This is a genomic window from Methanosarcina sp. DH1 (assembly GCF_020804205.1).
GTDB classification, from domain to species: domain Archaea; phylum Halobacteriota; class Methanosarcinia; order Methanosarcinales; family Methanosarcinaceae; genus Methanosarcina; species Methanosarcina vacuolata.
In genome coordinates, this window is the sequence record NZ_WJBJ01000032.1 from 1 (window position 1) to 11,829 (window position 11,829).

An 11,829-nucleotide genomic window follows, 5' to 3' on the forward strand; every position below is an offset into this window, starting at 1 on the left:
CAGTTGCTAACGGACCTAAAACAGTTGCCCTGTATTCTGAAAAAACAGCTGAGATCAAAACATTAAAAATAGGTCCCTGGATCAAAGACCGTATTCTGCTTGTTGATCTTGGTTTCTACAAAACTCAGATGTTTGCAAGGGTTGAGGAAAATGGAGGATATTTTGTTTCAAGAATAAGGAAAAATATGGATCCTATTCTTGTTTCTGTTGAAGAGGGACTTTCTAAGTCAAAAAGTAAGGAATTCGCTGGAAAAACTGTTAGTGAATGCATTAAACAACTTTCTGGAAAAGATCTTGATGCTGTTGTGAAAATAAAGTTTAAAAGAAGAGCATACAAGGGTAAACAAAAACAGGATGAGATGATTGTACGTCTTGTTGCAGTCTATAATGACGAGGATGAAAAGTACCATATTTATATCACAAATATTCAGAAAGATATTTTGAATGCAAAAGACATTGCAAACTTATATGGAGCAAGATGGGACATAGAACTGCTGTTTAAGGAGTTAAAAAGTAAATATGCGCTGGACGTTCTTGAAACAAAGAATGTGCAGGTAATTGAAGCTCTAATCTGGACAGCAATATTGACACTAATCGTTAGCAGAAGAATTTATTCTCTTGTAAGAAACTCAATAACTTATCCTGAAAAAATGGCTAGATATACACAGTTACGTTGGAGTACAATATTTGCAGAGAATGCATCAGATTTGTTGACAGTAATTCTGTATATATGTGGAATTCAAAGAACTTTTGAAACGATAATGAGTGTATATGAAAGTCAAGCATTAGATCCGCATGTAAACAGAGAAAGGTTTAGAGATGAATGGTTTGAATAAAAAATGAAAGAAGTGGGTTCAAAAAAGAATAACAGGAGAAGGAAATGAATCCTTAACCGATGACCAATGGATAGGTTTCTCAAAATCGCAAAAGAGAAAGTCAATTTTCAAATTGCTCATACAAGATAATATAATCTTGTTGTCATATTTGATAAAATAATTTCCCCACTCCCTTTATCCATTATTTTTTCTCTTTTTCAATTAAAGAGTTTATAATGGTTTACTGACTTTCGGCGTATATTCCCGGTCTTGTGTTTGTTGTCACTTTTATGAAATTTGTCTTCGATATAGTACTGCTGCCTGCTGCATTGCTTACTGTAAGTGTAATCTTATAGTTTCCTGCCTGTGAATACTGATGTGTTGGATTCTTTTCTCTTGAAATTGCTCCATCTCCAAAACTCCATTTATATGAAGTTGGGTTTCCGGAACTCTTATCTGTAAATTTAACTGTTAATGTTGCTTTTCCTGAGGTAGGAGATGCAGAGAACGAAGCAGTGGGTTTTGAGACTACTACTATGTAATCTGTTTTTGTTACCTTGTTACTGCCTGCAGTATTTGTTGCTGTTAGAGTCACAGTATAGTTACCTATTTTGGAATATTTATACTTTGGATTCTGGGCTGTTGAAGTTTTGCCGTCTCCAAAGGTCCATTTCCATTTGGTAGGTGTTCCTGTGCTGGTGTCAGTAAAGGCAACTGTCAATGGGACTTTTCCTGAGGTAGGCTTCGCAGTAAAGCTTGCTACAGGCATTCCGCCAAATACTGCATCATATGCATTGATCCGGCCTGAACCATAATTGTTATCCTTTCCTGATGATCCAAGGTCTAATGACGTATCTTCTAACTTCTCTTTTACAGCAGCCGGCTTCATAGTTGGGTTCTCTTCCAGAATTAATGCTGCAGTACCGGAAACGTGTGGTGTTGCCATGGAAGTTCCGGACCAGTCCTCATATTCGCCGCCTGGAATTGTTGAAGTGACATCTACACCGGGTGCAGATACATCAGGTTTAATGTATGTCTGGTCATTAAGAGTAACGGGACCCCTGCTGCTGAAAGACGCTATTACATCGGAGGAATCTGTTGCACCGACAGTGCATGAATTGAGTTCATCACCAGGACAATTAATTGTGCTAGATGCAGGTCCGCTGTTGCCAGCCGCTACAACAGGAAGTACACCTGCTGCTACAACATTGTTTATTGTATCTGCAAATGCTGTGCTATGTACTGATGATCCACCACTGAAACTTATGATACGGGCATTATTAGTAACCGCCCACTCAAAGCCAAGAATACAGTCAGATAAATATCCAGAACCGCTTGCATCGAATACTTTTGCTACAATCAAATTTGTGCCTGGTGCAACTCCGGTTTGTATGCCATTAGCTCCGGTTCCTGAAATAGTTCCTGATACGTGAGTGCCATGCCCGTGATCGTCATAAGGAGACGACTCTGAGTTTACATAGTCAACCCAACCGATAACTTTCGGATCGGTTGTACTGGGATTGTCGTCAAGGTCATCAAGATCGGGGTGTGTCGCATCGACTCCCGTATCCACGACAGCAACAGTTATTCCTTTCCCAGTTATACCCTGCTGCCAGACAGCAGGCGCTCCAATTTTGTCAACTCCCCATGCATTTGTGGATGCCGTACTCTCCTGGGCAGTCGATGCCTCTGTTTCTACAGAGGAAGTTTCGGATTGTCCTATGGTGTAAATTGCATCAAGCTCGACAGTTGAAACATCGGATCTTTCGGTAAGAGAAGCTAAAACTGCAGGGGTTACACTGGCTGCTACAGCATTAATAATTGATATGGATTTTATATCCTTTACATTGTTTTTGGATTTCTCAGTCTCGAGAAACGTTATGAGATCTTTCTGTTTACTCTCGATTTTCTCTTTTCCAGCAGCAGTAAATGAGATCTGCTGATCTGGTAGCATTATAATTACTGGGACTTTTTCCGTCGCTGAAGTTTCAGCAAGTTTAGAAGATAAACTCGCTGAAATCTTATCATTTGAGTCTTCAGCTAAAGCGTTAAATGAAAACAGAGATACTAATAAAAATAATGTGCAGATTACACATAACAGTTCAGAAACCGTGTTTTTTAAGGGCTTCTGGCTTTTTTTTTCCACCTATTCACACTCCTTTTCAAAGTTATTCTTTCATTATTAATGGGTATAACTTTCTGTAACAAAATTACCTGGGTTTTCAGACTTTTCATCCCAGAGAATTAAAGTAAATACCTGTTGAGTAACTATATTTTTGTGGTTGATATGCAGGTGTTAAACTTTATTACAGAACATAAGACCCTTATAGAGATCGGTGTCCAATTATAAAATACTTCTGAGTTTAAAAGGTCTGGTATTTATTTTAATATCGGAATATTCTTAAAAATAGAAGAATTAGTATCCTCTCCAAATTGTATGAATAAAAGTAAATTTTATGTATTTGCTGAAAATTTAAGAATTTATCCAAGTCTGAAAAACAACGTCATGCGATGCATTCAACTTTATAATTGTATAAAAATTGTTGCACACTTTTCGAGTTGGAAAATTCTCCATTGAATTTGAAGAGGATACAAGAATATGAATATTTAGTCGTATCAAAGCCTGGAAAAAATGCTTTTCAATACAAAAACTCAAAATGGCTCTTGTTACTCTGTGTGGATATTTTCACAATGTGTTTATAAAAACCAATGCGATCTTGAATTGAAAGCCATCTTATCCATAGGAAATGACGAAGAGCCATTAATAATTCCCCCACTACCCTTTACTTGACTTTTTCAATTTAAGCGTTTATTTGCTTTCAGAATATTCCAGGTCTTGTATTTGTTGTCACTGTTATGTAATTTGTCTTCGTTATAGTACTGCTGCCTGCAGCGTTGGTTACTGTAAGTGTAACTTTATATTTTCCTTCCTGTAAATACTGGTGTTCTGGATTCTGGGCTGTTGAAGTTTTTCCGTCTCCAAAACTCCATTTCCATGAAATAGGCGATCCTATACTTTTGTCAGTAAATCTTACAGTCAACGGGACTTTCCCTGAATTTGGAGAGGCTGAAAACGTAGCAATCGGTTTTAAATAAACTGTTTTTACAGTTATATAGTTCTTTATTGTTTTCGTGTTTGTTCCAGCTGCATTCTTTACTGTTAAGCTGACCGTATATTTACCTTCTTTATTATATACGTGTACAGTATTTTGGAGTGTTGAAATATTTCCATCTCCAAAACTCCATTTCCATGAAATTGGTGTGCCTGTACTCTGATCCGTAAAACTGACTTTCAGAGGAGGGTTTCCTGAAGTTTGGGATGCAAAGAAAGCAGCAACAGGTGGGTTTTCGGTTTTTAGAGTCAGAATATATATACCGTTGTTTCCTTCCCTATCAGACCAAAAAGCAATTTTTTTGCCGTCTGGGCTCCATACCGGAAATGAATCCGACGCTGAATTTGACGTTAACTGCACTTTGTTTTTTCCATCAGCATTCATAACCCATATATCTTTACTTCCGGCTTTATCTGACACATACACAATTTTACTTCCATCAGGTGAAAACATAGGGGAATTATCATTTGCCAAATCTGATGTGAGTTGAGTTTTTCCGGTACCGTCAGCTTTCATTGTATATATTTCCGAGTTTTCATCTTCATAATACGACTCATCTTCCCCGGCATAGTATACTATTTTTGAACCATCTGGGGACCATATCTGTGACTGTTTGGACTGAGTTTGATGACTAATTAATCCCGGCCGGAAGCTGGTCAAATCTTTACCTACTTTTCCAATGTCAATATAGTAGTCTATGTCAGCTGGTCCGTGTGCACAAATTGCTATTTTTGACGCATCGGGAGACAGGGCGATACTGTCAGCAATACCCATGTTCCCAAGGTTATGTTTATCAGATCCATCAGAATCCATTTCCCAATAGGAGCCTCCAATCTCTTCATAAATCTCAGAGTAGAGTATTTTTGAACCTGTAGGGAACCAGGTGTATATGTAATAATATCTGTACCAAATGGTATCAAGCAATTGGATTTTTTTTGTCCCGTCTGAATTCATTATCCATAAATCACTCCTGGGTCCCGCAGCGTCATCATATCTGTTTTCAATATATGAAATTTTATATCCATCTGGAGACCAGGCGTAATCGGATGTAAAATTCTTTCCCATTGTAGAGGTGAGTTTCTTTTCTCCTGTGCCATCTGAAAACACTTTATAAAGTCCATTTTCCCGTGAGAACAAAATTTCCTTCCCATCCGGTGACCAAACCGGATTTGAGTCGGACGTAACACTGGACGCTACTTTTGTTAACTTATCGGATTCCAGGTCATCAGCTACTGCTACGTTTGATATCATAATCATAAGAAATATAAAAACTATTGACAGATATATGACTCTTGGATTAATTTTCACGACATTCCCTCACTTTCACAAGTACAGATCTTCTTACTTTCATAAATCCCAGCCGGAGAATTCTGTCCTGCCAGCGAAAGATTACCTACCTTATCTTAGGTTCATAAAAATAACCAAGAGAACCTGCTGTGTTTCCAGGTTGTTTGTCAGGTTAAAGTCCGCTGAATAACAAGATTATTCATCTGTCTTCAGTTATGACAAAATATTGAAAGTGTTAACTTAATACAGCATTTTCTCTAAGCTAGAGATTGAAAACTCTGTATGTACCCTTATTTTGGTAACCATTTCAGAGCGGCCAGTTTCTTTACCTGAGTATGAATTATTCATCCCCCTTTTGCTAATGTGTGCTGTTTATGTAGCACTATATATTAAGCTATAAAATATACACCCTTAAATTCTCTTATATTTTTCTTATATATATATTTTCCTATAATTTTTTATATATTCACAGTTAACTCTCTTAAATTACATGCTGATATTTTATAATTGTACAAAACATACTTACATTTTTAAATATTTGTAAAGAATAACTATGTCCTGACTCTCCCATAAATATACGTAACTGATTTTTTTAAAGTAAAATTTCTCCCACTTCTGACAAATTTCCTGATTTTTGCTTAGCTATATTTTAATTGAGTGACTCTTTAATATTCTTAACAACTGCAATTAAAGTAGCTCTTAAATCCAGTCGAACAAACGAATCTGGTAATTTTTAATATTTATTAAATAATTATTGACTGTCCCTCTATAGAAACTTTGCTAAATAATAGGGGATTTCTTTTGTAACTGTGCGATTGTAGCTCAAGTGTATATTACTGTGGTACGTTTTGCATTATTTTAGTCAATCCCCACACTATAACTAATATCAAAAATATATATACTGATAATTTAATTCCTTTCCCTAATTGATACCAGAAAACGTCCATTTTTTCCAAAAAACTCACGTTCATTTCCCTCCTCTTCTTTAATATATAATGAACGTTTACATATAAAAAATATTCTTACTGATGACACTTGTTCTCGGAATGTATGCTAATTCTTGACTTTGCAATAGGATCAAGAAAACAGTACGTTGCAGATAAGTTCATTGAATCAGTTAAAAAACATCTTTCTGATAAAACCCCTCTTTTTGTCACAGATGTACAGGTAGTCAAAATAAGAATAAATGTGTTACTCCAGAAAATAAAGAAGAAGATTTTCTCTGGAAACGACATTGAACAAAGCGAAATATCAACAACTTTACTTGAAACACAAAACCTGACTCTTAAGCAGGATAACAACAGAGTTTCAAGAAAAACAATAGGTTTTTCAAAAGCGAAAGAATGGTTAGAATCTCAAATGAGGTCATATTGCATGTATTTTGACTTCTATATAGGTCATGGAGGATTAAGGTACAAGGATGAAAATGGAGTGGAATGTAAAGATAAACCTGCAAGAGAGGCAGGAATTGTGGACTCAAGATGGACTTTAAAGGAACTGCTAACATTCAGGTGTTTTAAAACATCAATCGGATAAAGATGAACCATCTAAGAAATTACCAGCTTTATATCTAATAGATTGGCAAAAAAATTGTAAAAAAGGAAAAGTGCTCCGATGGGGATTTGAACCCCAGTCGCAGGAGTGAGAGTCCTGAATGATTGGCCGAGCTACACTATCGGAGCAACTTGTTATCTTGCTATGCTTTACCTCTCAGGCAGCATATCTTCAAGTAATTTATAAAATATAAATCTTTCGTCTGAGTTTTAAAAAAATAGAGAAACTGCCGGAAGGATATTCTCCATCCGACAAGCTTAAGAAAATATTCCTGAAAGCTTTCCTAAACTTAATAGTAATCCGGTTTGTAATCCGGTTCCAGTTTCTCAAGTTTTGGCTGTCAGGACAGCTTTATACGAACATAGCCTGAGGAATTGAGGGTTCTTCGGTATTTACGACCTTTTCGTGTGCTTTCAGGAAATCACCCATGGTGATCTGTTTACCGCGCCTGCGGAGCACAAAAATTCCGGCTTCTTTGACGATAACGCTGATTTCTGCCCCGCTCATGCCTGTCATGACTTTTGCGAGTTTCTCGAAGTCCACATCATCTGCAAGGTTCATCTTGCGGGTGTGGATTTTAAGGATTTCAGCTCTTCCTTTATCGTCAGGAAGTGGGACTTCGATAGACCGATCAAACCTGCCAGGCCTGAGGAGAGCAGGATCAAGCAGGTCAATCCTGTTGGTTGCAGCAACGACCTTTACATTGCCTTTGGGGTCAAAACCGTCCATCTCTGCAAGGAGCTGAAGCATTGTCCTGTTGACCTCAGCCGAACCGCTGGTTCCGTCATAGGTCCTCATACTACCGACAGCATCGATTTCGTCTATGAAAAGAATGCTTGGAGACTTATCCCGCGCAAGCTGGAAAATGTCTTTGACAAGCCTTGAACCTTCACCTACGAATTTCTGTACCAGGTCAGATCCCGACATTCGGATGAAGGTTGCTTTTGCATGAGAAGCTATAGCCTTTGCAATAAGGGTCTTGCCCGTGCCCGGGGCTCCGTGGAGCAGGACACCTGAAGGAGGTTCGATTCCGATGTCCTCGAAAAGTTGGGGCTCGGTAAGTGGCAGTTCAACGCTTTCCCGGACTTCCTGAAGCACTTCATCCAGCCCACCAATCATGCTGTAGTCAACTCCAGGAGAGTTAATGAGTTCCATTACCTGAGCACGCACATCGGCAGCTCTGCTGACTACGGAAATAATTGAGTATGCCCCATTTACTGCAACTCTCATGCCGGGCTCAATCTTTCCAATACATTCTTCAGGGATCTGCGTAAGAACCTCCTGATTATTCCCATGCTGCCTTATAAGTGCGATTTCTCCATTTACCTCAAGAATAGTTGCAATAAAGAGAGGAGGCTCGGTAAGCTGTTCCAGATGAGCTTTCAATTTGTTGATTTCCTGAAGGTGCCTGCCTGTTGCCACACTTGCTTCCAGGAGCCGTGCCTTCATGTTCTCGTTCTGGACTCTCATTATTTCGATTTCGGTTAAGAGAGATTTCACATCTTCAGCATTGATCTTCCCGCTCTCAAGCTGGAACTCTACCCTTGTTTTGATATCTTCCAGAGAAGATCTTATTGCACTGTCTTCTGGCACTTGAAACCACCTTTTTTATCGCATGAAATTGAGTTTATACTGTCTATGATCTAAAGATTAGTTTTTATCTAAAGATTAGTTTATGATCTAAAGATTAGTTCACTCAGAAATTATTGATTTATAATAAATTGATTTGGAGGCAAACTGGCGGGATCTATAATACAGGTCCGTAACCAGTAAACCAGTCATGATCAGTTACCCGGTCAATTTACCCACTTAAGCTTTAAGCGTTATTTTCCGGAGGTATTATTCTCCTATATAGTTTGTCTCTCAGGATGACCACATTTTGTCCTGGTTTTACAAGGAGTAAAGCCGGAAATAAAGCCTGAGAAACGGGGAAATCATGAATTTTCTTCCTAAAATCTCCCGTTATAGTATGACTCACAAAGATCAAAGGGTAAAATGACATTTAAAAGGTACTCTTACTTTTCACAGTGAATGTTAAAATGTTTGAAATTAAATATATGTATAAATATAAAATGGATATATATAAGTTACTGCAACTCCTGTGACTATTTTTATATCCCGACTACCTTTATAATATCCCAATTAAGGATCTATTCAGTTATTTGATTAAATTGCTTTCGGACACTCGCTTGAAATTTGTCAACATTTGTATTCCGTTCAGTCATCATATTTCTTTTTTCTATATTATACATGCCGTTGCATTCTCCAGATTCCAGTAAATTATTCAGGAAAGAAGCCAGACAGAAAATTTAGAAAAAACTGAGTTTTAAACTTACTTTTTCAATTAAGCTCTTAAACTTAACTCTTGAACTATTTTACTTATATATTTCTTTTAGCTCTAGACGTTAAATTTCTAATCAGTTTTAATCCTGACTGAAAAGGACAAAGAATATAACCATTTCCCGACTTAAGCAAAAAAACTTTAAGGAAAATGGTATTCCTTTTTGTAATCCTTTAAGGTATAACAAACTACGGATGCAAAAAGTTAGAAGGATATATTTAATAATAAAAGCATTATATCATTCGACATGCGTACATCTCAGGATTTTCTAAGAGTAGGCACAGCAGTCATATTTGTTGGTATTATCATATTATTACTAGGTACAGTTCTTACTATTATACAGCATCCTGCAAACAGCCAGATGGGTGGACTTATAATGATCGGCCCAATCCCGATAGTTTTTGGCTCTTCTCCTGAAATAACAACAAATATGCTGGGAATTGGATTAATAATCTCAGTAATCTATCTATTCCTATGGAAAACGAAACGTTGACTGATGGAAACATGCTTTTTTCGATTGGAATTACCACAATACTCATCGGATTTCTGCTAATTATGATCGGCGTAGCTTTAAGCATGTACCAGGAATCCAGATCGACGCAAAGCTACTCAAACAGAACAGACACATCCGGAATAGATTCACGCTTTGAGAGCACTTCAAACTCTGAGAGCCCTCTCCATGAAAATTCCTCCGAAAGAAAAGTCGAATCCGAAATCAAAACCGGAGGAGTAATCATGATCGGCCCGATCCCAATCATCTTCGGAAGCGACAAAGAAAGTGCAAAAACCACCGCAATCCTTGCAATAATACTCATGCTTCTCAGCCTGCTGATCCTCAGATCCTCCTTTATTTAAATCCCATAATCGTCTTTCCTGCCAGGTTGAAATCAACTATTTTTGAAAAAGTTTGCATTGCGCCATTTGATCACACCGGATGAAGCTTTTGGTCAAGCTTTCCGCCATAACAGTTGCGATCAAAACATTTCAAAAAAATTTGCGGTCATCCCTTCATTTATAAGACTTGCACCACCTGATCCAAAACGAAACTCAGGTAAATCACCTTCCCGAAGCGCGTTGATAATGCAGCCTCTCTTGCCATAAGTCGATCCTATTGGTTCAGCTCAGTATCTTCATTATCGTTCATCCCTCTTGAGCGAAGCGTAGCGTAGCGAAAAGGGCCCCGTCCTCCCGAGACGGGACTCGGGTGACGGGACTCGGGTGACGGAACGCGGGTAACAAAAAGTTATTAATAGTTAAGCCCGAATCAGAGCTTTATGTTTACGATAATCACAGGCTCGCAGTTCGGTGACGAGGGAAAAGGCAAAATTGTCGATCTTATTTCAAAGAATTTTGATATTGTTGCCCGTTTCCAGGGAGGGAACAACGCAGGCCATACAGTCAAGGTAGGAGATGAGGTTTACAAATTGCACCTGATTCCTTCAGGTATTCTGCTTGATTCCAGAGTTCTGATTGGGCCTGGGGTTGTCCTGAATCCTGAGGTTCTTGCCGAAGAAATCGAGATGTTTGAGAAACACGGCATAAAAGTAGATGCCGAAAAACTTGGAGTCGATGCAAAGACAAGCATAATCATGCCTTACCATATTGAAATGGATGGGCTGAGGGAAGCGTCAAGGAAAACGAAAATTGGAACCACAAAACGTGGAATAGGCTATGCTTATATCGATAAAGTGGCAAGAGACGAATTCCGTATGGCTGAGCTTGTGGACCGTAAGCGTTTTTTTGCAAGACTTGAGGAACTTGCTCCCCAGAAAGAAAAGGAAATAGCAGCACTTGGAGGAGATCCTAAAATCGTTAGAGATCCTGTGCTAATTGAAAGATATCTCGAGCTGGGAAAGCAGTTTGCTACTTATGTAACAGATGTTTCCAGAGAAATCAACAAGGCTCTTGATGAAGGAAAACATGTAATGGCTGAGGCTGCTCAGGGTACACATCTCGATGTTATACATGGGACCCAGAAATTCGTAACTTCTTCTTCTACAATTGCAGGTTCTGCCTGTGCCAACCTCGGAGTTGGCCCTACAAGAGTAAATAACGTAATTGCTATAGTAAAAGCTTATATCACAAGAGTCGGTGAAGGCCCGCTTCCAACGGAACTGACAGGTGAACTCGGGGAAAGACTACAGAAAGCCGGAGGAGAATTCGGGACTACTACCGGCAGAGGCAGAAGATGTGGATGGTTCGATTTGCCTCTGCTGAAGAAAGCCATTGCTCTTAATGGATATACCGAGATTTCCCTGACCAAACTGGATGTACTCTCAGGCCTTAACCCCATCAGGATCTGCACCGGCTATACCTTCAAGGGAGAAAACCTTGACTATCCTCCTGAACTTACAGAAGATCTTGCTGAGTGTATGCCTGTTTACGAAGACCTTCCTGGCTGGGAAACTGACCTCACCGAAGTAAAAGCCTTCGAGGAACTTCCGGAAAATGCCAGAAATTATGTCAAGAGACTGGAAGAACTGATGAAAGTACCGATTAATTACATTTCAGTCGGTCCGGGCAGGGAACAGACCTTTAAAAAAGAGTAATGCAATTTATCAGGCTTGCAAGGGTAATTACTCAAAAAATGTGTATAGTAACTGTGATGGATATGTAACAATACACATATCCAATTGTATTTATCTTTCTAAATATTACCAAATTATAATATATATTACCAAATTTATATCTACATTCTTGTGATTTTAAGCCCTACTTA

7 protein-coding genes, 1 tRNA gene and 1 pseudogene are annotated in these 11,829 nt (G+C 38.4%); 5 read left to right on the plus strand and 4 right to left on the minus strand.

Annotated elements, in window-relative coordinates; translation table 11 throughout:
* On the plus strand, window positions 1-836 hold an 836-nt coding region (locus tag FXW07_RS17230), incomplete at its 5' end, for an IS4 family transposase (protein WP_229396708.1).
* A gap of 220 nt (window positions 837-1,056) precedes the next feature.
* Here FXW07_RS17230 and FXW07_RS17235 read toward each other — a convergent pair.
* Both FXW07_RS17235 and FXW07_RS17240 read right to left on the minus strand, forming a co-directional pair.
* A complete protein-coding gene (locus tag FXW07_RS17235; RefSeq protein ID WP_229396710.1) occupies window positions 1,057-2,961 on the minus strand; it encodes a S8 family serine peptidase in 1,905 nt (634 codons plus the stop codon).
* A gap of 673 nt (window positions 2,962-3,634) precedes the next feature.
* Window positions 3,635-5,185, minus strand: a complete 1,551-nt coding sequence (locus FXW07_RS17240) for a PKD domain-containing protein (RefSeq protein ID WP_229396712.1) — start codon at window positions 5,183-5,185, stop codon at window positions 3,635-3,637.
* Window positions 5,186-6,262: 1,077 nt separating this feature from the next.
* On the opposite strand from FXW07_RS17240, the pseudogene FXW07_RS17245 reads away from it, so the two are divergent.
* A pseudogene (locus FXW07_RS17245) lies at window positions 6,263-6,751 on the plus strand (IS1 family transposase); the annotation flags it as partial.
* A 71-nt stretch (window positions 6,752-6,822) separates the two neighbouring features.
* On the opposite strand, the gene FXW07_RS17250 reads toward FXW07_RS17245, so the two are convergent.
* Window positions 6,823-6,897: transfer RNA gene (locus FXW07_RS17250), tRNA-Glu, on the minus strand.
* Between the two features lie 223 nt (window positions 6,898-7,120).
* Entirely contained in the window at window positions 7,121-8,362 is a 1,242-nt protein-coding gene (locus FXW07_RS17255) for a proteasome-activating nucleotidase (RefSeq protein ID WP_229396713.1), read from the minus strand.
* Between the two features lie 995 nt (window positions 8,363-9,357).
* On the opposite strand from FXW07_RS17255, the gene FXW07_RS17260 reads away from it, so the two are divergent.
* The 3 genes from FXW07_RS17260 (at window position 9,358) to FXW07_RS17270 (ending at window position 11,659) form a co-directional block, all read left to right on the plus strand.
* Entirely contained in the window at window positions 9,358-9,603 is a 246-nt protein-coding gene (locus FXW07_RS17260; protein WP_048122807.1) for a DUF131 domain-containing protein, read from the plus strand.
* The gene (locus tag FXW07_RS17265) at window positions 9,585-9,965 is read left to right on the plus strand and encodes a TIGR00304 family protein (RefSeq protein ID WP_229396715.1); all 381 of its coding nucleotides are present in this window, start codon (window positions 9,585-9,587) and stop codon (window positions 9,963-9,965) included. Before FXW07_RS17260 ends, FXW07_RS17265 begins: the two co-directional genes overlap by 19 nt.
* Window positions 9,966-10,384: 419 nt before the next feature.
* A complete protein-coding gene (locus FXW07_RS17270; protein ID WP_229396717.1) occupies window positions 10,385-11,659 on the plus strand; it encodes an adenylosuccinate synthase in 1,275 nt (424 codons plus the stop codon).
* Window positions 11,660-11,829 lie beyond the last annotated feature (170 nt).